The 20675-nt window shown below is 69.0% G+C and carries 17 protein-coding genes; all 17 read right to left on the bottom strand.

Annotation, left to right across the window (positions count from 1 at the left end):
* Window positions 1–2 precede the first annotated feature (2 nt).
* A complete protein-coding gene (gene pstA, locus Pcatena_RS08235; protein ID WP_232619889.1) occupies window positions 3–1961 on the bottom strand; it encodes a phosphate ABC transporter permease PstA in 1959 nt (652 codons plus the stop codon).
* Window positions 1958–2791: a phosphate ABC transporter substrate-binding protein gene (locus Pcatena_RS03240; RefSeq protein WP_232619911.1), complete on the bottom strand. Its 834-nt coding sequence runs from the start codon at window positions 2789–2791 to the stop codon at window positions 1958–1960. The genes pstA and Pcatena_RS03240 overlap by 4 nt, the downstream gene beginning before the upstream one ends.
* 8 nt (window positions 2792–2799) lie before the next feature.
* Entirely contained in the window at window positions 2800–3564 is a 765-nt protein-coding gene (locus Pcatena_RS03235; protein ID WP_332835572.1) for a polyphenol oxidase family protein, read from the bottom strand.
* Window positions 3565–3602: 38 nt separating this feature from the next.
* A complete protein-coding gene (ftsZ, locus tag Pcatena_RS03230; protein ID WP_126421579.1) occupies window positions 3603–4712 on the bottom strand; it encodes a cell division protein FtsZ in 1110 nt (369 codons plus the stop codon).
* A 201-nt stretch (window positions 4713–4913) separates the two neighbouring features.
* A complete protein-coding gene (locus Pcatena_RS03225) occupies window positions 4914–5861 on the bottom strand; it encodes a cell division protein FtsQ/DivIB (protein ID WP_172596364.1) in 948 nt (315 codons plus the stop codon).
* Between the two features lie 328 nt (window positions 5862–6189).
* Window positions 6190–7110 carry a UDP-N-acetylmuramate dehydrogenase gene (murB, locus tag Pcatena_RS03220; RefSeq protein WP_126421575.1) on the bottom strand — a complete coding sequence of 307 codons (921 nt, stop codon included), beginning with the start codon at window positions 7108–7110 and terminating at the stop codon, window positions 6190–6192.
* Window positions 7107–8531 carry a UDP-N-acetylmuramate--L-alanine ligase gene (gene murC, locus Pcatena_RS03215; RefSeq protein WP_126421573.1) on the bottom strand — a complete coding sequence of 475 codons (1425 nt, stop codon included), beginning with the start codon at window positions 8529–8531 and terminating at the stop codon, window positions 7107–7109. Before murC ends, murB begins: the two co-directional genes overlap by 4 nt.
* A gap of 131 nt (window positions 8532–8662) precedes the next feature.
* Window positions 8663–9781, bottom strand: coding sequence for a UDP-N-acetylglucosamine--N-acetylmuramyl-(pentapeptide) pyrophosphoryl-undecaprenol N-acetylglucosamine transferase (locus tag Pcatena_RS03210; protein WP_126421571.1), 1119 nt, complete (start codon window positions 9779–9781; stop codon window positions 8663–8665).
* Window positions 9782–9783: 2 nt separating this feature from the next.
* Complete coding sequence (locus Pcatena_RS03205; RefSeq protein ID WP_126421568.1) at window positions 9784–11340, bottom strand: FtsW/RodA/SpoVE family cell cycle protein; 1557 nt, start codon at window positions 11338–11340, stop codon at window positions 9784–9786.
* Entirely contained in the window at window positions 11337–12764 is a 1428-nt protein-coding gene (murD, locus tag Pcatena_RS03200; RefSeq protein ID WP_126421566.1) for a UDP-N-acetylmuramoyl-L-alanine--D-glutamate ligase, read from the bottom strand. The genes Pcatena_RS03205 and murD overlap by 4 nt, the downstream gene beginning before the upstream one ends.
* Window positions 12765–12848: 84 nt before the next feature.
* Window positions 12849–13880 (bottom strand): phospho-N-acetylmuramoyl-pentapeptide-transferase, encoded by a 1032-nt coding sequence (gene mraY, locus Pcatena_RS03195; protein WP_126421564.1) that lies wholly within the window; start codon window positions 13878–13880, stop codon window positions 12849–12851.
* Window positions 13881–13882: 2 nt separating this feature from the next.
* Window positions 13883–15355: a UDP-N-acetylmuramoyl-tripeptide--D-alanyl-D-alanine ligase gene (locus tag Pcatena_RS03190; RefSeq protein ID WP_126421562.1), complete on the bottom strand. Its 1473-nt coding sequence runs from the start codon at window positions 15353–15355 to the stop codon at window positions 13883–13885.
* 30 nt (window positions 15356–15385) lie between these two features.
* Window positions 15386–17161, bottom strand: coding sequence for a peptidoglycan D,D-transpeptidase FtsI family protein (locus Pcatena_RS03185; RefSeq protein ID WP_126421560.1), 1776 nt, complete (start codon window positions 17159–17161; stop codon window positions 15386–15388).
* A 38-nt stretch (window positions 17162–17199) separates the two neighbouring features.
* Window positions 17200–17802 carry a hypothetical protein gene (locus Pcatena_RS03180; protein ID WP_126421558.1) on the bottom strand — a complete coding sequence of 201 codons (603 nt, stop codon included), beginning with the start codon at window positions 17800–17802 and terminating at the stop codon, window positions 17200–17202.
* Between the two features lie 203 nt (window positions 17803–18005).
* Window positions 18006–18962: a 16S rRNA (cytosine(1402)-N(4))-methyltransferase RsmH gene (gene rsmH, locus Pcatena_RS03175; protein ID WP_126421556.1), complete on the bottom strand. Its 957-nt coding sequence runs from the start codon at window positions 18960–18962 to the stop codon at window positions 18006–18008.
* Between the two features lie 11 nt (window positions 18963–18973).
* Complete coding sequence (locus Pcatena_RS03170) at window positions 18974–19417, bottom strand: division/cell wall cluster transcriptional repressor MraZ (RefSeq protein ID WP_126421553.1); 444 nt, start codon at window positions 19415–19417, stop codon at window positions 18974–18976.
* A gap of 353 nt (window positions 19418–19770) precedes the next feature.
* Entirely contained in the window at window positions 19771–20670 is a 900-nt protein-coding gene (locus Pcatena_RS03165; protein WP_126421551.1) for a tyrosine recombinase, read from the bottom strand.
* Between the last annotated feature and the right edge of the window lie 5 nt (window positions 20671–20675).

The following is a 20675-nucleotide window of genomic DNA, read 5'->3' as shown; positions in this document are numbered from 1 at the left end:
GGCTAGTTTCCCTTCGACTTCGAAGCGGACCTGCGCGAGATGTAGCGCGCGAACAGGTTGAACGCAAGGATCATGAGCATGAGCATCAGCGCCGTGCCGTAGGCGGCCTGCATGTTGATGCCCTCGTTTGCCAGCTGGTAGAGGTGGATCGTCATGGGGCGGCCGGAGTCCAGCGGCGTGAGCGGCAGGTTGATGGCCTGGCCCATCGTGTAGAGCACGACGGCCGTCTCGCCGATGGCGCGACCGATGGCGAGCACGATGCCCGTGGCGATGCGCGGGAAGGCGCTCGGCAGGACGATCTTGGAGACGACCTGCCACTTCGTGGCGCCAAGGCCGTAGGCGCCCCAGCGGATGTAGCGGGGCACCGCGCGGATGGCCTCCTCGGTGGTGCGCATGACGATGGGCATCATCATGAGGGCGAGCGCCAGCGCCGCCGAGAGCATCGAGAGCCCAAAGCCCATGGCCTCAACGAACATGGCGTAGCCAAACAGGCCCATGACGATGGAGGGGACGGACGACAGGGTGTCGGCCGCGTAGCGGATGAACGTCACGAGGCGGCCCTGCTTGGCGTACTCGGCGAGGTAGACCGCCGCGAGCACGGCGATGGGCGTGCAGATGAGCATCGCGAGCGCCGTGACGTAGAGCGTCGAGACGATCGTGGGGAAGATGCCGCCCTCGGCGTTGACGCCCTCGGGCCAGCCGAAGATGAAGTCGAACGACATGACCGGCAGGCCGTTGACGGCCACGAAGGCGATGATGACGACGAGCACGGCGGTCGTCACGATGCCGGCGGCGCGGAACACGCCGAGCATGAGGTCATTCGTGCGGTTCTTGTTGCCGCCGCCCTTGGCGCCCTCGGCGAGCAGGCGCTTGATGCGCGCACGGCTCCCCTCGCGGGCCTCGGTGACGGCGCCGGTGACGGGCGTGACGTCGTCTGCGGTGAGCATCTGGGCCGGCGCGTGCTCGGCAGGCGCCTCGGCGTGGTCGAAGTTGACGCCGCCGGCGACGACGGCGCGGTCCGCGGCCTTGGCGCGGCGATGGCGCGAGCGGCCGCGACCGGACTCGCGCGCGCTCGAGACGGCGCGCACGATGCCCACGAGCGAGGCGGAGATGATGAACAGCACGACGCCCATGCCGAACAGGGCGCTGCGGTGCAGACCCGAGGAGTAGCCCATGTCGAGGGCGATCTGGCTCGTGATCGTGGACAGCGGGCTCGCGATGCCGCCGGGGATGACCGGGGCGTTGCCCACGACCATGAGGACGGCCATCGTCTCGCCGATGGCGCGGCCCATGCCGAGGACCACCGCGTTCACGATGCCCATCTTGGCGGCCGGCAGCACCACCTTGTAGATCGTCTGCCAGCGCGTGGCGCCCATGGCAAAGCTCGCCTCGCGAATGCCCATGGGGATGGAGCGCAGCGCGTCCATCGTGAGCGTGGTGATCGTGGGCACGATCATGATGGCGAGCACGAGCCACACCGTGAGGGCTCCAAAGCCGAGGCCACCGGTGAGGCCGGCCACGAGCGGGCGCAGGATTACGAGGCCAAAGAAGCCGTAGACCACCGAGGGCACGCCCGCAAGCAGGTCGACGGCGGTGCTCACGATGCCGGCGAGGCGCTTGCCGGCGATCTCGGTGAGAAAGACCGCACAGCCGACGGCAAGCGGCACGCCGATGGCAAGCGAGCCCACCGTGACGATGCCCGAGCCCGCGAGCAGCGCGAGGATGCCGTAGCGGCCCTCCGTGGGCGCCCACGTGAGGCCAAAGAACTCGCCGAGGCCGATGTCTGTGATGACGGGGATGGCCTTCCAGAACGTGAACACGAAGATGAGGATGACCGCGAGCACGGCCACGCACGCGCACGTGAGGAACAGGTTCTTGAGCGCGAGCTCCTTGAGACGCGTCGCGCGGGTGACTTGCTTGAGGTCAGAGGCGGCGGCCGCCTGCTGCGCGCTGTCGCTCATCGCGCATCACTCCCCTCTGCGTCGTCCGAGGCGGGCTTGTGGGCGGGAATGTAGCCGGCGTCTCGGATCGTCTGGTCCATGGCGTCTGACAAAACGTAGGAGATGTAGCCGTAAGCCTCGCCCTGGGGGTCACCGTTCGTGAAGAAGTACAGGTCGCGCGAGATGGGGTATGCCCCGCTCTCGACGTTCTCCTCGGTGGCCTCGACGCCGTCGATGGGAAGCGAGCGCACGGAGGTCGTGGCGTAGTCGGACTCGACGAAGCCGATGGAGATGTAGCCGATGGCGCCAGGCGTGCGGCTCACGACGTCACGGACCTGGCCGGTGCCGGGAAGCACGGCGGCCGAGCGGTCAAAAGAAGCGTCTCCCATGACGATGGTGCGGAACGCCTCGCGCGTGCCGGAGGCCTCGTCCCTGTTCACGACCTGGATGGCCAGGTCGGGGCCGCCCACCTCGCTCCAGTTCGTGATCTTGCCGGCGTAGATGTCGCGAAGCTGCTGGGTCGTGAGGCCGCTGACGGGATTGTCGGGGTTCACGATGACGGCGATGCCATCATGGGCAATGACGGTGGCGACGAGCTCGTGGCTCGCCTCCTCCTCCGTGAGCTCGCGGCTCGATGTGGCGATGTCTGCCGTGCCGTTCGAGGCGGCCTCGATGCCCGCAGAGGAGCCAAGGCCCGAGACGAGCACCTTCGTGCCGGTCTGCTGCTCATAGCCCTCCGCGGCCATCTCGGCTATGGGAAGGACTGTGGTGGAGCCCGCGACGGTCAGGGTCTGGGCAGACCCAGAGCCCGAGCAGGCGGACAAGACCAGGGAGCAGGCAAGCGCCAGCATGCAGCCCACTAGAGGTAGGCGATGGCAGCGTGACGACCGCATAGGCCTCCTTCGGCTCGATAGGAGTAGAAACGGTCCGTGTTGGAGACCGTCGAGGGGCACGTGTCCACGATGCGGGCAGGATCAGCGCCTGCCTGCGCGAGCGCGCACCGGATCGCCGCGGACAGGTCGAGGTTCGACACCGTTTCGGCAACATGCACCATCGTACCAAACTCGCCCTCGAACGTAGCGAGCAGCTCGGGCGAGACCTCGTAGTCGTTGCCTGAGACGTGCGGGCCCACGTAGGCCGTGACGTCGGCGGGGACGCATCCGGCCCGCTCGCACAGGACGGAGAGCGCCTTGGCTCCGATGCGCGCGAGCGTGCCGCGCCAGCCCGAGTGGACGACGGCAAAGCCGCCTGGCGCCGTGAGGACGATGGGCACGCAGTCCGCGAAGCACAGGAGTATGGGCACGCCGGGCGCCGTGCAGACGATGGCGTCGGCACCTGCCTGGGCGAGCCCTCGCGCCTGCTCGAGCGCGGCCGGGCTGGCAGAGTCCACCACGACGACCTCGTCGCCATGCACCTGGCGCGGCTCGACGAGACGGTCTGCGATGGCGGAGGCGCCAAGGGCGGCGAGCGCGCGGGCGCGGTTCTCGGCCACGCGCGCAGGGTCGTCCCCGCAGCGCGAGCCAAGGTTGAGGCTTGCGTAGGGAGCGCTCGAGACGCCGCCCGTGCGCTCGGTAAACGCGAACGTGACCCCGTTCGGGCGACGGGTGTCGCCGAGCAGGGTCACGCCGCTCTCAACGTATCTGCTGAGCGAGGGAGCCTCCATTACAGGCGGCCACGCTTCAGGAAGTCGGGGATGTCGAACTCCTTGCTGCCCGTGGCGCTCACGGACGGCTTGGGAGCGGGGGCCGCGGTCGGGGCGCTCTCCTGGGCGGCCGGGGCGCGGAAGTCGCCGAGCAGCGACGGCTGCTGGGAGCTGGCCTCCTGGAAGCCCGTGGCGATGACGGTGATGCGCACCTGGTCGCCGAGGCTCTCGTCGACGGTCGTGCCGAAGATGATGTTGGCCTCGGGGTCGACGTTGGAGGCAACGAGGTCGGCGGCGTCGGAGATCTCGGTGATGCCGAGGTCCTTGTTGCCGGCGATGGAGAGCAGCACGCGCGTGGCGCCGTCGACGGAGCTCTCGAGCAGGCGGCTCGAGATGGCCTCCTGGGCGGCGTCGGTGGCACGGTTGTCACCGGAGGCGACGCCAATGCCCATCATGGCCGTGCCGGAGCCGCGCATGATGGTGCAGACGTCGGCGAAGTCGAGGTTGATGAGGCCCGGGACGGTGATGAGGTCCGTGATGCCCTGCGTGCCCTGGCACAGCACGTCGTCGGCCATGCGGAAGGCCTCGAGCATCGTCGTCTTCTTCTCGGCGATGTCGAGCAGGCGGTCGTTCGGGATGACGATGAGCGTGTCGACGTTGGCGGAGAGGTTCTCCACGCCGGACAGGGCGCTCTGGGTGCGCTTGCGGCCCTCGAAGGTGAAGGGCTTGGTCACGACGGCGATCGTGAGGGCGCCCACGTCGTTCTTGGCGATGTCGGCCACGATCGGCGCGGCGCCGGTGCCGGTACCGCCACCCTCGCCGGCCGTGATGAAGACCATGTCGGCGCCGGCGAGCGCGGCCTTGATCTCGTCGCGGCTCTCCTCGGCGGACTCGGCGCCCACCTCGGGGTTGGCACCCGCGCCGAGGCCCTTGGTGACGTCGGTGCCGATGTGGACCTTCACGTCGGCGTCGGACATGGCGAGCGCCTGGGCATCGGTGTTGATGGCGACGAACTCGACGCCGCGGATGCCCTCCTCGATCATGCGGTTCACGGCGTTCGTGCCGCCGCCGCCAACGCCCACGACCTTGATGACGGCCAGGTAGTTGCTGAGGGTGTCGTTCGTGCTCATGGGTCCTCCTTGCGTGCGGGTCTTGCGTGCGTGGGCGGTGCCGGTGCTTGCGGCGCCCTTCTGTGTCGTGCTGTGTTTAGCCATAGTCTCAAACTCTCAAGCTCAGGTTTAGCTATATGTCAGAACCAAAGCGGCACATGGTTGCACATGCCCCGCGGGCTCGTCAATAAAAAACGTGCGGAGTTTCACGCGAACTGCAGATTACTCCCCCTCGTCGGCGTACGCGGACCCCTCGGCATCGCCCTCGGAGCCATCGCCGCGCGACGAGGAGTCGCTCTCGCCGCCGTCCTCGTCGTCCCCCTCGCTCTCGCCCGTCGAGGCGTCTGCCGTCTGGGCGGTCGCCGCGGCCGCGGTCGCGGCGTTGTCGGCAACGACCTTGGCCGCCCCTCCGAGCGACGTCCCGTCTGCCACCTTGCGGTAGGAGGGCTTGCTCGGGACGCGAACGTTCACGTAGGTGAGCTGGTCTCCGTAGGCGTCGAGCACCGTCTGCAGCGCCGAGGCCTTCGCGGAGATGTCCGTGGCAGATCCCAGGGAGATCTCCAGGCCGCTCTGCAGCACGACCGAGATGCTGCCCGCGCTCGCCGCGTAGTAGACCTGCGCCTGCGAGGTGATGGACTCGGGCAGCTCGCGCTGGTACTCGAGCACGTCGAGGATGACCTCGTCCGTGGCGGCCGACCCCTGCGAGGGGTCCACGGTTGACGGCGCGTTGGCGATGAGAAGGCACCCCAGCTCGCTCGCCTTGGCAAGAGCGGCGGAGGTCACGTCGTCGGTGGCGGAGGTGTCGAGCTGCACGGGCTCGATCCAGACGCCGTCGTCGCCGAGCGCCCACACGCTCGTGCCAGAGCCCATGACCACGATGGCCGAGACCGTGCGCTCCTCGACCGTGACGCCGAGCGTGTCGGGGAACTCGCGCGTGACGTTGACGTTCTTGACCCAGGGGTTCTTGCGCACGTTCTGCTGGATCTGGGAGACGTCGACGGACAGCAGCGTCGTGCCCTCGTCCACGGCGGCGAGCTTGGCGATCGTCTCGGCGCTCACGTGCTCGGAGGCCGTGGCGTCGATGCCCGAGATGACGAAGACCGGCAGGTGCGACAGGACGAGCAGCGCCACGAGCCCCACGGCGGCGAGCGCTGCGACGATGCCCGCCACGATGACGGCGCGGCGCCTCGCGGGAGAGCCGGACCCTCCCCTGGCAGAGTCGGCGCGCGAGCCCGCGGAGCTGCCGCGGCGCCCCTGCCCAGCACGCGTGCCGCGGACCTGCGTCGCGCCCGCACGGGCCGACGGCCCGCTCGCCTTGGGCGGCTGGAGCCTTCCCGAGCCGGAGACCGTCCGGGCAAGGCCGGAGGGCTTGCGAGCGGCTGACGTGCTCGCAGACGGCCTTGGGGCCGCCCCGCGCGGGGTGGCACGGTGGGCCGTCGAGGGACGACCTGTGCCGAGCCGCTGCCCGCGGGATGAGCCACCGCGACCGCCCGTGGCCCTAGGACGCAGATCCGAGAAACTTGACTTCCGGTTGGAGGTCGACACCCGTGGCCTCCCTCACTCTGTCATGCATGGTCCGCATCACGGCGAGCACGTCTGCCGCCGTAGCGCTGCCGTTGTTCACGATGAAGTTGGCGTGCACCTTGGAGACCTGGGCGCCGCCGACCGCATAGCCCTTGAGCCCGCAGTCCTCCACGAGGCGCGCCGCCCCCTTGGCGCCCGCCGGGTTGCGAAACACAGACCCGCAGCTGGGCTTGCCCATGGGCTGGGTTGACCTGCGGCGGCTGAACAGGGCCTCCATCTGGGCGTCGATGGCCGCGCGCTCGCCGTGGGCGAGCGCAAGCGTGGCCTCGAGGACGATGTCGGACGGGCCAAGGCCGCACCAGCGGTAGCCCCACTCGACCTCGGAGCCCAGGCGCCGCATGAGGCCCGTGCCCGGGCGAAGCACGACGAGGCTCTCGACCCTGTGGCCGATCCACTCGCGCCTCGTACCCGCATCCATGGAGATGGCGCCACCGAGCGTGCCGGGGATGCCGCAGGCGAACTCGAGGCCGGTGAGCGACGCCTTGGCCGCCGTCTGGACAACCTTCGAGAGCGGCACGGCGGCGCCGGCGCACACCGTGGCGGCCTCGCTCGACGCCTCGACGTGCGAGAAGTCGCGGCCAAGCACGATGACGCAGCCGTCGAAGCCCTCGTCGGCCACGAGCAGGTTTGAGCCCTTGCCCACGACGACCCAGTCGACGTCCTGGGACGTCAGGACCTCGATGACGCGCTGGAGCGCGGAGATGGTGTGGCACACGGCCAGCATGGCGGCGGGGCCGCCAATGCGATAGCTCGTGCGATGGCTCATGCGCTCGTCTCGGGTGATGTCGGCGTCGACGGCCCCGGACAGGGCGAGGTATGCGTTGTACAGGCTCACGCGCGCTCCGAGTCTGCCTCGCGCTTCGCCTCGACGAAGGCGGGCCCCACGAGCGTGACGTCGCCGGCGCCCATCGTCACGAGCAGGTCGCCGGGACGCACGTCGCGCACGAGGGCAGCCGTGAGCTCGCGGCGGTTGGGGACGTAGCGGACCTCGACGTCGTGGCCGAGGCGCTCGACGGCCGCGGCGACCGTCTTGCCAGAGATGCCGGGGATGGGCATCTCGCCGGCGGAGAAGATGTCCATGACGTAGAGCACGTCGGCGTTGTCAAACGCGCCGCCGAACTGCTCGGAGAGGGCCTGCGTGCGGCTGTAGCGATGCGGCTGGAACACGACAACCACGCGGTCGTAGTCCAGGCCGGCGGCTGCGGACAGGGTCGCGGCCACCTCCGTGGGGTGGTGGCCGTAGTCGTCGACGACCGTGATGCCGTCAATGTCGGCCACATGCGTGAAGCGGCGCTTGACGCCGGCGAACGTGGACAGGGCCTTGGCGGCCTTCTCGACGTCCAGGCCGAGGACGTCGGCGACGGCGATGGCGGCCGTGGCGTTGAGCATGTTGTGGCGGCCGGGGTTGGCCTTGATGGTGACCCTCACCGCGACGCCGGAGGGCGTCGTGACCACGAGGTGGCTCTCGATGGAGTGGTGGCTGGGCTCGGGCGTGCACACGTAGTCGAACTCGCCCTCGCCCGCCATGCCGTACAGCACCACGTTGGCGCTCGAGGCTGCGGCAACGCGGCGCACGCGCTCGGACTCGCCGCAGGCGACGACGTGGCCCTCGGGGCCCACGGAGTCCATGAACTGGCCAAAGGTCTTCTCGAGGTTCTCGATCGTGCCGTAGTGGTCGAGGTGGTCCGCCTCGATGTTGGTGACGACGGCCACGGTCGGGTCGAAGTAGAGGAACGAGCCGTCGGACTCGTCGGACTCGGCGACGTAGTACTGCGACCTGCCGCTGTGCGCGTTGGTGTCATAGCCCTCTACGAACCCACCGATGAGGAACGACGGGTCGAGGCCCATGCGGTCGAGCATCGTCGTAACCATGGAGCTCGTCGTGGTCTTGCCGTGGGTGCCAGAGACGGCCACAGTCGTGTGGCCCAGCGACAGCGCCGGCAGCATCTTGGCGCGCGGCCAGACCTCGATGCCCAGCTCGCGGGCGCGGACGACCTCGGGGTTCGTCTCGGGGATGGCCGTGGAGACCACGACGACGTCGGGCCTCACGGCGTCGACGGTGGCGGCCTCGTGACCAACGTGGACCTCGATGCCAGCGGCCTCGAGCTCGCGGACGTAGCGCGAGCTCTTGAGGTCGCTGCCCGTCACGACGATGCCGCGCTCGTGCAGGACGAGCGCGATGCCGCTCATGCCCGCGCCACCGATGCCGATGATGTGGACGCGCTTGAACGGAAGCTTCTCTGAAGTGGTTGCCATGTGGGCTGGCTCCCCTCGTTGCCTAGGTACATACAGCCCATTACTTTAGCTCATGGGACGCGAGGGGGAGGCGCGCCCCACCAAATGGGCAGAGACAGCGGGTCGGAGACGGTTTGGCCCCGTCCCCGCCATCACCGGGCGACGCGCTCGAGCTCGTCGGCGAGCTTGGCCGCGGCCTGGTCCTGGGCAAGCCCCGCGGCGGCCTCACGCATGGCCTGGCGCTCGTCGGGGTGCTCGAGAAGTGAGAGGAGCTTCTCGCCAAAGGCGGGCGTGGCAACCTCGTCGTCGGTGAAGAGCACGGCGGCGCCGGCGTCAGTGAGGTAGCGGGCGTTCGTCGTCTGGTGGTCAGCCGTGGCAAACGGGTAGGGAACGAGGACGGACGGCACGCCGAGCGCGGCGATTTCTGCGATGGAGGAGGCACCGGCACGCGAGAGCACGAGGTCTGCCGCGGCAAGGACGTCTCCCATGTTGTCGATGTAGCTCTCGAGGTGCCAGCGGCCGGTCTCCTCGGGCGTGAGCGCGAGGGCCTCGGACGCCGCCTCGTAGCCCGCCTTGCCCGTGGACTGGACGACGTGCAGCCCCTCGACCGCGAGCAGGCGGTCCTTGAGCGCCGCCATGCCCTCGTTGAGCGTGCGCGCGCCAAGGCTGCCGCCAAAGACGAGCAGCATCGTGGCGTCCTCGGGCACGCCGAGCGCGGCGCGCCCCGCCTGCCTGCTGCCGGCGATGACGCTCGCGCGCACGGGGTTGCCCGTGAGCACCACGTGGTTTGGGTCTCCCTCGCGCTCGAAGACCGGGCGCGCTGCCGGCACGGAGATGCACACGCGGCTCGCGTGGACGCTCATCATCTTGTTGGCGAGGCCCGGCACGGAGTTCTGCTCGTGGAGCAGGTAGGGCACGTGGGCGTCGCGGCACCAGCCCAGCAGCGGGACCTCCACATAGGCGCCAAAGCCGATCGCGACGTCGGGCGCCGTGCCCGCGCCGAAGCGCCGGCCCAAGGCGCGCTTTGCCTGCCAGACGCGGTAGAGGCTCGAGACGGCCGTCCAGGGACGCGAGCGATCGAAGCCTGTGACCTCCACGTCCACGAGCTCAAAGCCCGCGGCCGGCACGAGCGTGCCCTCGAGCTTGGAGGGGCGGCCGTAGAACGTCACGTGGTGGCCGCGGCGCCTGAGCTCCTCGGCAAGCGCGAGCGCCGGATTGATGTGGCCGGCCGTGCCGCCTGCCGCGATCGCAACCTCAAGAGAGCTGCCCATGGCTATCCCCTTCTCCCGCGGCGCCCGGACTGGGAGCGCCGGCCTGCGTTGGCACGAGACGTGCCGCCAACCCTAACCTCTGGCCCCCTGCTCGAGCGGAGGCGATCCGCCGGGTCGGGACCCAAATCTATCCTCTTCCTGCCGGCGCCGCCATCGACGACGCGCAGGTTGCCCCTCGCGCCCGACGTGCCCGCGAGCGGGGTCGAGGCGCTTGCGCGACCCGTGCGCCCCGCCTCGGCGGAGACCTGCGAGGCCGAGCCCGCCCGGCGCGCGCCGGCCGCGTGGACGCGGGGCTCGCTCACTCCCGTGTCCTCGTCGTCGCCCGAGAGCGCCATGGAGGCGCGGCGGCGGTCATGGACCGTCTCGGGAAGCGTCGAGTGCAGCGAGACGTTCACGATGACGCCCACGATGAGCAGGCAGCTCATGATCGACGAGCCGCCGTACGAGATGAACGGCAGGGGCTTGCCTGAGAGCGGGAACAGCCCGAGCACGCCGAACACGTTGAGGAACAGCTGCGCGAGCAGAAGCGTCACGCCGCCAACGGCGATGAGCCGCCCCTCGTGGTCCGAAGCGTTGCGGGCCACGTCGAGGGCCTGGACGGCCAGAAACGCGAACGCCGCGAGAACCGCCAGCGTGCCCACGAGGCCGAGCTCCTCGCCCACGATGGCGAACACGAAGTCGTTATGGGCCTCGGGCAGATACGAGTACTTCATGCGGCTCATGCCAAGCCCCACGCCCGTGAGCCCTCCCGAGCCAAACGCCATGAAGCCGCGCGTGAGCTGGTAGCCGTTGCCCCACTCGTCGCTCCAGGGGTTGAACATCGTGAGGACGCGCTGGCGGGAGTAATCGTCCCTGAGCGAGTAGACGAGACCAACCACCGCAACGAGCAGGGCAAACTTGATGAGGATGTCACGATCGAAGCCCGCGTCATAGGCGATGACGAACACGAGCAGGCAGATGATGCCCGCCGTGCCCTTGTCGGGCTGGACGACGATGAGCAGGACCGGCAGGGCCACGTAGAGGGCGAGACGCTTGACGAACGTCGTCTGGTCGATGGTGCGTTCAGCGAAGAACTCGGCCGCCGTGCCCGAGGCCGCAAGCAGCACGAACACCTTCGCGAACTCCGAGGGCTGCAGCCTTAAGGGGCCCACCTCCAGCCAGCGCGTGGCGCCGTTCGCACCAGACCCCGCCACGCGCACGACCACGAGCATGCCAACGATGACGAGGCCCATGGCGGCCAGGCCGGTCTTGGAGCACAGCTTGTGGTAGTCGGCCTTGGCGGCGCCGGCGGCCAACACGAGACCAGCCACGATGAACAGTGCCTGACGCTTCACGTAGAAGGCGGCGTCTCCCTGCTCGCTCATGGCCTCCACCGAGGAGGCCGAGTAGATCATGACGAGGCCAAACAGCGTGAGGCCCACCGCCGCGGCGACGAGCAGAAGGCACGGGCGCATGATGCGCGCCGGCACCCCCATGATCTGCTTCTCGATGTTGTTGGCACCCGACGCGCGACCGCGCACCTGCGCACGCGCGCCCGGGCGGGCGGTAAGGCTCGTCACTGGCGCTCCTCCATGGCCTTGATGCGCTGCGCCACGAGGCCCTTGAACACGCGGCCGCGCTCCTCGTAGCCGGAGAACTCGTCGAACGAGGAGCAGGCCGGCGAGAGCAGCACAACGTCTCCGGGGCGCGCCTGGGCAATGGCTGCGTCAAGCGCCTGCTCCATGTGCTCGGCGCGGATGACCTCGAGGGCCGAGCCCTGGGCCTCAAGCGCCTGCGCGATGCGCTCCCCCGCCTCGCCGAAGCACACGGCCACGCGTGCCGAGGCGGCGACGTCTGATGCCATGTCGGCGAGCTCGGTGCCCTTGTCGTGGCCGCCGAGCAGGATGAGGACGCTGCCGGGCGCGAACGCCGTGAGCGCCTTGGAGACGGCGTCGGTGTTCGTGGCCTTGGAGTCGTTCACGAAGCGGATGCCCCTCGCCTGCCCGCACGGCTCGATGCGATGCTCGAGCGGCGCGAAGGCGAGCAGCCCCGCGCGCACGTCGTCGGCGTCGACGCCGCAGGCGAGCGCGGCGGCACTCGCGGCCAGCGCGTTCTCGACGTTGTGCTCGCCGTGGATGGAGAGCTCTGCCTTGTTGACGAGCACGGTGTCATGGCCGTCCTCGCGCACGACGAGCGTGCCGTCCGGGCGCTCCCACGCGGCGCACGGAAGCTCGTCGGCGGGCGTCTCACCGGCGGCGAGCAGGTGGCACACGCGCAGGCCCCTCGCCTCGAGACGGGAGATGACGGCGCGGCACCACTCGTCGCCGTCAGAGACCACGGCAAGGTCCGCCGCATCGAGGTTGGCGAAGATCCTCTCCTTGGCGGCGGCGTAGTTCTCCATCGTCTTGTGCCAGGCGAGGTGGTCGGGCGTCACGTTGAGCAGCACGGCCACATGGGGGTGGAGCCTGCTGGTCGTGGCGAGCTGGAAGCTCGAGAGCTCGGCGACGAGCCACTCGCCCGGCGCCCTGCGCTCGACCTCGCCCACGGCCATCGTGCCGATGTTGCCCACGGCCTCGGCGGACAGGCCGCCGGCGCGCAAGAGGTCTCGCGTGAGCGTCGTGGTCGTGGTCTTGCCGTTCGTGCCGGTGATGCCCACCCAGCGCTCGGGGCTCTCGCGCCACGCGAGCTCAGGCTCGCCGATGACCTCGTCGGCATGCGCCGCGGCGCTGGCAAAGAAGTCGCTGAACTCGGAGATGCCCGGGCTCACGACGGCGAGGTCATAGTGGCCCTCGATGTCCTCGGTGCCGCACACCACGCGGGCTCCCGCCGCCTCCAGGGCGCGCGTGGACTCTCCCGGCTCGCTCTTGAGACCCCCATAGACGGTGACGGAGCGCGCGCGGCCGCCATGCCCGTTGTCGAGCAGGCAGTCCGCCACGGCCTCGCCGGTCTTGCCCAGGCCGAGGACCGCGACGTCTCCGAGGTTGAGCTCACTTGCATCACACATGGCCATTGCCCCCTTGCAAAACAGCGGACGCCGCCCATGGCACGGCGGCGCCCACGTACCAACGCCCGATACGGGCGCAACGTGCTATCGAAGCTGGAAGTACAGCGCAAAGCCCACGGCCGCGAACATGGCGCTCACGATCCAGAAGCGGATGACGACCTTCGTCTCGCTCCAGCCCTTCTTCTCGAAGTGGTGGTGGAGCGGCGCCATCAGGAAGATGCGCTTGCCGGTCGACTTGAAGCTGATGACCTGCATCATGACCGAGAGCGCCTCGCAGATGAACAGGCCGCCCATGACAAGCGACGTCACCTCGGTCTTGGTGAGGATGGCGAGGGCCGCGAAGGCCGCGCCGAGCGCGAGCGAGCCGGTGTCGCCCATGAAGATGGAGGCCGGGTAGCAGTTGTGCCACAGAAAGCCCACGCAGGCACCGGCTGCCGCACCCGCGAAGACCGCGAGGTTGATCTCGTCGTAGCTGAAGGCCACCATCGCCATGGCGAGCATGACCACCATGACGGTGCCGCCGGCCAGGCCGTCGAGGCCATCCGTGAGGTTCACGGCATTCGACAGTCCGGCGAGCATGAGGAACACGAAGAATACGTAGAGCCACGGCACGCTCACGGGGCCAATCTGCGTCGCGAGCACGCCAAGGTCGACCGTGAGACCGCCCGGGAACGTGATCGTGGGCGCGATGCCAACCCAGTTGACGGCCAAAAGGCAAAAGGCCACGGAGATGACGATGAGCCCGGCCATCTTCTGGGAGGGCGTGAGGCCCAGCGAGCGACCGTGGCTCACGGACTCGATGTCGTCGAGAAGGCCGAGCAGGCCGGTGCCCACCGTGGCGCAGACGCACAGGATGAGGTCGGGCGTCCAGCGGGCGAGCAGGACGGTGGTGAGCAGAAGCCCCACGAGCATGATGACGCCGCCCATGGTGGGCGTCCCCTGCTTCACGAGGTGGGTCTGCGGGCCGTCCGCGCGCACCTGCTGGCCGATGCCGTCCTTGCGCATGACGCGGATGAACGCGGGCATGAGCACAGCCGTGAGAAGACCTGCGACGAACACCGCGACGAACACGAGGTAGGTGGGGTACTGAGACCCGGCAAACAGGGCAGATAGCATGGCTAGCCCATCACCGCCTTCACAAATCGATCGAGATAGGCCGCACGGGACGCCTTCACGAGCACGAGGTCATCGGGTGCAAGCACCGGCGAGACGATCCTCGTGAGCTCGTCCACGTCCGAGACGCGCACGAGCCTGTCCTCGGAAAATCCCATGAGCCTGGCCGCGTGCTCCATGTGGTCGGCGCGGTCCGTGCCCACGATGACAAGCATGTCGAGCGGCTTGGCGGCCGCGTAGGCGCCCACGAGCTCGTGGAGCCGGTCCTGCTCGTCGCCAAGCTCGCCGATCTCCCCGAGGATGGCGATGCGTCGTCCGCCGGGCGCCACGCGCATGCTGCACAGGGCGTTGAGCGCCGCCGCCGTGGAGTCGGGGCTGGCGTTGTAGGAGTCATCGATGACGCGGCAGCCGCACGCGGCGCGCACGACCTCCTGACGCATGTGCGTGGGCGCGAGGCTAGCGAGCGCCTTGGCCGCGTCCTGCGAGCCGACCCCCATGGAGACGGACAGCGCAAACGCGAGCAGGAAGTCCGGCACGACCTGGGCGCCGGTGAGCGAGAGGCTCTCGTGGAACTCGCAGCCGGCGGCCACGGCGCCAAGCGGGCGCGTCGCCGAGACGTCAAAGCTCGGGTGCGCCTCGTCGTCGAGCGTCACGTTGGAGGCGCTCACGGCAGAGCCCTCGCCCGCGCCGACGAGCACGACGGGGACGCCGGCGGGCTTGGCAAACGTCTCGGCGATGAAGGAGGTGTAGTCGTTGTCCGCGCACATGACGAGCATGGGCGCGGGTGCTACGGTCGAGGCGGGCGGATTCGCGAGCGACGCGGCAATCTCCCCCTTCGCACGAGCGATGCCCTCGCGCGAGCCGAGCAGGCCGATGTGGCTCGTGCCCACGTTGGTGATGACGGCCACGCGCGGGCGCGCGCACTCGGCGAGCCGCGTTATCTCGCCGGCATGGTTCATGCCCATCTCCACGACGAGCACCTCGGCGTCGATGGGAGCCTCGAGCAGCGTGAGGGGCACGCCGATGAGGTTGTTGAAGTTGCCGGCCGTGGCATGCACCCGGTAGCGGGTCGCGAGCGCGGCGGCGAGCATGTCCTTGGTCGTGGTCTTGCCCACAGATCCCGTGACGCCCACGACGCACCAGTCCTGGGCAAGCCTCCACCATCCGGCCAGGCGCAGCAAAAACTCCGTGGCGTCGTCTTGATCGCAACGCACGATGGCAACCCCGTGCTCGCGCGCCGTGGCGAGCGAGGCCTCGTCGAGCCCCCTCGTGACGGCCACGACGCCCGCGCCCGCCTCGACGGCAGACGTCACGTAGTCGTTGCCGTCAACGCGCTCGCCAGGAAACGCCACGAACAGGCCGTGGTCACCCACGCGGCGCGAGTCGATGGCCACGCCACGCGCGACCTCCTCCCCGGTGCCCCAGACAAGTGTTGCTCCCGTGGCGGCGCATATGTCAGACGCAGTGCACTCAATCATGCGTATCTCCCGATGGAGGGCACGCCCTCCCTAGTTTTGTGTTGGCACGCTCAGGTCCGTGAGGGCCTCACTCATGATAGCCGAGAAGGGCGCGCACGCCGCGCTGCCGTGCTGCGCCGTGCCGTACAGGCCCACGTAGCACAGCACCTGCGCGTCATCGCCGTTCGCGAAACCGATGAACGAGCTGAGGTAGGAGTCATCCAGGTAGCCGCCCGTGTCGAGCGCCTGCTGGCCCGTTCCTGTCTTGCCCACGACGTCATAGCCAGCCACCTGGGCCTCCTGGCCCGTGCCCTCGAGCACGACCTCGCGCAGGTCGCCGATGACGCTCTCGCACGCCTCGGATGAGATGGCCTGCTGACCCTGGCCCCAGTCGGCCTTCTCCGAGCCCTTCTGGACGAGGAAGTGGGGCGTCACGAGCGTGCCCTTGTTGGCGATGGCGCCGATGGCGCGCACGAGCTGGATGGAGGGGAAGGCGATGCCCTGGCCAAAGGCAGCCGCTCCCGTCGTGGCGCCGGTGTACTCGTCACGCGAGGGAACGATGCCGGCCGACTCGCCGGGGAAGTCGATGCCCGTCTTCTGGCCGATGCCGAGCGCGGCGATGCCCGCGGCGAACTTGTCCGCGCCGATGGCCTGCCCCACGAGGGCGGCGCCGGTGTTGGAGGAGCGGCGCATGATCTCAGTGGGGGTCATGTCCATCATGTAGTCGCGGCCGTCGACGTCGGTCACCGTGTCGTCGCCGACCTTGACCTGGGCGGGCACGGAGAACGTCGAGCTCTTGTTGATCGTGCCCGTGTCATAGCCGATGGCCATCGTGAGCGTCTTGAACGTGGAGCCGGGCTCGTAGGAGTCCGAGACGCTCATGAGCTTGAGGGCGTCGTTCGTGAGGGTCGAGGAGTCCGTTGGGTCGAACAGCGGCCACGAGCAGGCGGCGAGGATCTCTCCGGTGCCGGGCTGGGTGACGATGACGTTGCCGCTCTTGGCCTCCGTGTCGTCCATGGCCTGCGTGAGCTGCTCCTCGGCCACGCGCTGGACGTTGACGTCGAGCGAGACGATGATGTCCGTGCCGTCCGTGGCCTCATGGATCTCTGACGCGCCGCCGGCCACGGGCGAGCCGTCGCGGCCGCGCTCCACGAGCATCTCGCCATCCGTGCCCGAGAGCACGTCGTCGTACTGCAGCTCAAGGCCGGACAGCCCGTGGCCGTCCGTGCCGATGAAGCCAAGCACCTGGCCGGCCGTGGCACCGTAGGGGTAGACGCGCTTGACGTCGGCGAGCGTGTAGACGCCCTCGATGTCCTTCGAGGCGAGCGTTGAGATGACGTCGGTGGCCACGTCGGTGTCCACCTGGCGCTTGAGGTAGGCAAACGTCGTGTCCTGCGACAGCGTGGGCAGGTAGTCGCTCGCCTGGCCGCCGAGCTTGTCGGCCAGGACCTGCGCAGCGGCGTTCTTGTCGCCCACGGCGCTCGGGTTGCAGTAGAGGGTGCGGCACTCGACGCTCGTGGCGAGCACGTTGCCGTTGCGGTCGTAGATGGTGCCGCGCTTCGCGAGTATGGCGACGTTCGTCGTCGACATGGCGTCGGCGCGGGCCGAGAGCCTCGGCGCGTCTATGACCTGCAGCCACACGAGGCGAGCAGCCACCACGGCGAGCAGGGCGATCACGACGAGGGGCAGGCGCCTGCCGCCGGCGACCTCCCCGGCGCCCCCACGGCTGCGCCGCCGGCGCTCCTCGTCATACGAGGACGTCTGGCGGGGGCGGCGCTGGGATGTGTTGCGGCGGGAGGAGCCGCGTCTTGTGTCTCGAGAATTCATGCGACCTAGTGTAGGCGAGTTCGACCGCGCCCGAGCCGTTAGGAGAGCGAGTCCACGTCAGCTGCATTCGCGCCGGCCGTGGAGCCGTCGCCCTGCGTCTGGGTGGCCTGGCCGACCTCGCTGGCGACCTCGTCGGAGCTCTTCTGGGCCTGGGTGGCGTCGGGGGCGGCGTCCGTGGCCTGGGCGTCGGTGGCCTCGTCGGCGGCGCCGGTGCCCTCGGAGGCGGTGTCGGCGGAGTCGGAGACGCTGAGCTTCTCGGCCCCGTTGGCGGCCACCATGCCGTAGCTCTGCGTGGCGATGCGGTCGATGCGCTGGGTGCTCGAGAGCACGGAGCGCTGGATGCGCAGGTCGTCCTCGAGGGCGACCGTCTGCTTGAGCTCGCTGCGCATGCTCTCGTTGCTGGCAAGCGTGCCCACGGCCATGGAGTAGACGCCGATGCGGGCGACGCACAGGACGACGAGGGCGACGCACACGGCCGCGGCCAACTTGAGGTTGGCGATGAACTGGGGCGAGACCCCTCGGCGCTCGAGGTGGTCGAGGCCCGCGCCCTCAACGACCTCGAAGGAGGTGCGCTGCTCGCGGCGGGGGGTCGCCTCCCCAAGATAGTCGAGGCGAACGGCCTCAGAGCCCTGGTACATCATTCGTCGTCATCCCTGCTTGCCTAGCGTGTTTTTTGAGCAAAGAGCCAGCCGGGGGCCCTTGCGGGCCCCCTGGCTCCGTGGTTCGTGTGTGGTGCGTTTGAGCTGCGTTTGTGCTGCGTTGCTGCTGTGTGTGGTGCGTGGTGCGGATGGTGCGAAGTGCTATGCCGTCGGCCGAGGCCGGCTGTGCCTTGCGGGCGCGCGGGCTAGCAGTCGAGCTTCACCGCCACGCGCGTCTTGGCGCTGCGGGCGCGTGGGTTGCGCTCGAGCTCCTCCTCGCCCGCCACGAGTGGCTTGCGAGTCTTGACGCGGATGATCGGCACGTGGCCGCACACGCACACCGGAAGGTCCGGTGGGCAGGTGCACCCCTGGCTCATCTCGCCAAACAGGTGCTTGACGATGCGGTCCTCGAGCGAGTGGTAGCTGATGACGCAGACGCGACCGCCCGGGTTCAGCCAGCGGATGGCCGCCTCGAGCCCCCTCTCGAGCACCTCGAGCTCGTGGTTCACCTCGATGCGCAGGGCCTGGAACGTCTTGCGCGCCGGGTGTCCGCCGTGGCGCCTCGCCGCCGCGGGAATCGCGGCCTTGATGGCGTCGACGAGCTCGAACGTCGTTCTGATGGGCTCCTTGGCCCTTCGCCTCACGATCTCGCGGGCGATGCGGGAGGCGAACTTCTCGTCTCCGTAGACGGAAAGGATCCGGGCGAGGTCGGCTTCGTCATAGGTGTTGATGACCTCGGCTGCGGTTTGGGTGTGTGTTCCCGGATCCATTCGCATGTCGAGGGGTGCGTCCTCGTTGTAGGAGAAACCCCTCTCGGGAATATCGAGCTGCGGGGATGAGACGCCGAGGTCGAACAGGAAGCAGTCCACGCCGGGCACCTCGGCCTTGACGAGAAGCTCGTCGAGGTCCCCGAAGTTGCCCTTGAGGAACAGGTGCCGGCCCTGCGGCACCTCGCGCTCGAAGCGCTCGGTGGCAGCGGCAAGCGCCATGTCGTCCTGGTCGATGCCGATGGACAGGCCGTCAGGCGCCACGCGGCGGGCGAGCTCGACCGTGTGGCCGGCCCCTCCGAGCGTGCAGTCGCAGACGATGTCCCCGGGCTTGGGGTCCAGCTCGCGCAGGACCTCCCCCAGCATCACGGGTACGTGCCGGTATTCATCTGTCATGCTCTCCACCCCTAGTCCTCGTCATCGAGCAGGGCGTCGATGTCGACGTCGAGCTCAGCCTGCTTGGCGGCCCATGCCTCCGTGTTGTACACGGCGAAGTGGTCCGCGTCGCCAACGACGACCGCCTCGCGGCCGAGGGACAGCTTCTCCAGGTCGGACGGGGCGATCTTGCCAAGCGCGACGCGGCCGGACTTGTCGATCTCGACCGTGACCGTCTTGGCGTTCAGGCCCAGGCGAAGCGCCTTGTCCTTCTTGGAGCGCGGGTTGAAGCCCTCGGGAAAGCAGCTCTCGACCCACTCCTTGTGACCCTCGGGGGTGAAGCCCCACAGCGCGCCCTTCACGTAGATGAGGCAGACCTTGTTGCCCGACTCCTTGAAGTCGTCGCGATAGTCGGCGGGAAGCGTGATGCGCCCCTGGGCGTCCACAGAAACGGTCTTGGACCCAGTCAGGTACATCGCTCAACTCCCCTCGAGGCATCGCGGCCGGCGTCCCGGTCATGCTCATCCGCGCTCGTTCGCGCTGTTAAGAATATAAAGCGCCGAACCAACCTGAGCAACCCTAAATCCGACTATTTCCCCCTAGCGATGACTGAACTCACCCTACGAACGACTATCCATGACAGGCCCGCCCCATCGGTTGTGGCGAACGCCCGTTTGCCCACGAGCAATTGTGGGATGCCCCGGAAAAGAAAAGGACGCACGTCCCAAGAAGGACGCGCGTCACGTGACAAAGTTGTGAAGCCGCAGGCAGACGGCTTGTTTGTACGAAAATCGGCGAACGGTGCCCCCAACGGGCGCCCCAGCAGGGCCTACGCGTTGGCGCGCGGATGGGCGCCCATGTAGACCTCGCGCACGTGGGAGCGATCGAGGTGCGTGTAGAGCTGCGTCGTGGAGATGTCGGCATGCCCCAGGAGCTCCTGGACGATGCGCAGGTCGGCGCCGCCCTCGAGCATGTGGGTGGCAAAGCTGTGGCGCAGCGTGTGCGGGTGAAGCCCCTCGATCCCCACGACGGCGCCGGCCTTGGCCACGAGCGAGTGCACGCTCTGGCGCGAGAGGCGCCTGCCGCGGTTGTTGAGGAACACCGCCGAGGACGAGACGCGCGGGCTCACGAGCTGAGGGCGCCACTGCTCGAGGTACTCGGACAGCACGCTTGCCGCCGTCCCCACGATGGGGACGATGCGCTCCTTGTCGCCCTTGCCCACGACGCGCAGCACCTGCTCGTCGAGCATGACCTGGCGAAGATCCAGGCCGCACAGCTCGGAGACGCGCAGGCCGCAGCCGTAGAGCACCTCGACGATGGCGTGGTCCCTCTGGCCGGACGCCGTGGCCGGGAAGGGCTGGTCGAGCAGCGCGGTGGCCTGCTCGCGGCTGATGACGTCGGGCAGGCGGTCGGGCTTCTTGGGCAGCGGGAGGTCCGCCGCCGGATGCGTGATGGAGATGCGCTCGGCGACCATGAAGCGGTGGAAGCCCTTGATGGCCGAGACGGCGCGCTCGACGCTCGAGATGGCCAGGCCGCTCTCGCGCAGGCGACGGATGTGCTCCTCGATGCGCTCGCGCGTGACCTGGTCGGGACGCGTGATGCCCTCGCGCCTGAGGCCGGCGAGGTAGCTGCGCAGGTCTCGGCCATAGGCCAGGACCGTGTTGCGCGAGCAGCCGCGCTCGACTGCCACGTAGTTGAGGTACTCCTTGAGTGCGCGCGAGAGTTCCACGACGA

It is taken from the genome of Parolsenella catena (genome assembly GCF_003966955.1).
GTDB classification, from domain to species: Bacteria; Actinomycetota; Coriobacteriia; order Coriobacteriales; family Atopobiaceae; genus Parolsenella; species Parolsenella catena.
This window is presented reverse-complemented; position numbering and strand designations above follow the sequence as displayed.

Coding starts and splice junctions, on each gene's coding strand:
- pstA (WP_232619889.1), bottom strand. CDS start 1,961: ATGAGCGACAGCGCGCAGCAGGCGGCCGCCGCCTCTGACCTCAAGCAA.
- Pcatena_RS03240 (WP_232619911.1), bottom strand. CDS start 2,791: ATGCTGGCGCTTGCCTGCTCCCTGGTCTTGTCCGCCTGCTCGGGCTCT.
- ftsZ (WP_126421579.1), bottom strand. CDS start 4,712: ATGAGCACGAACGACACCCTCAGCAACTACCTGGCCGTCATCAAGGTC.
- murC (WP_126421573.1), bottom strand. CDS start 8,531: ATGGCAACCACTTCAGAGAAGCTTCCGTTCAAGCGCGTCCACATCATC.
- Pcatena_RS03210 (WP_126421571.1), bottom strand. CDS start 9,781: ATGGGCAGCTCTCTTGAGGTTGCGATCGCGGCAGGCGGCACGGCCGGC.
- murD (WP_126421566.1), bottom strand. CDS start 12,764: ATGTGTGATGCAAGTGAGCTCAACCTCGGAGACGTCGCGGTCCTCGGC.
- mraY (WP_126421564.1), bottom strand. CDS start 13,880: ATGCTATCTGCCCTGTTTGCCGGGTCTCAGTACCCCACCTACCTCGTG.
- Pcatena_RS03190 (WP_126421562.1), bottom strand. CDS start 15,355: ATGATTGAGTGCACTGCGTCTGACATATGCGCCGCCACGGGAGCAACA.
- Pcatena_RS03185 (WP_126421560.1), bottom strand. CDS start 17,161: ATGAATTCTCGAGACACAAGACGCGGCTCCTCCCGCCGCAACACATCC.
- Pcatena_RS03180 (WP_126421558.1), bottom strand. CDS start 17,802: ATGATGTACCAGGGCTCTGAGGCCGTTCGCCTCGACTATCTTGGGGAG.
- rsmH (WP_126421556.1), bottom strand. CDS start 18,962: ATGACAGATGAATACCGGCACGTACCCGTGATGCTGGGGGAGGTCCTG.
- Pcatena_RS03170 (WP_126421553.1), bottom strand. CDS start 19,417: ATGTACCTGACTGGGTCCAAGACCGTTTCTGTGGACGCCCAGGGGCGC.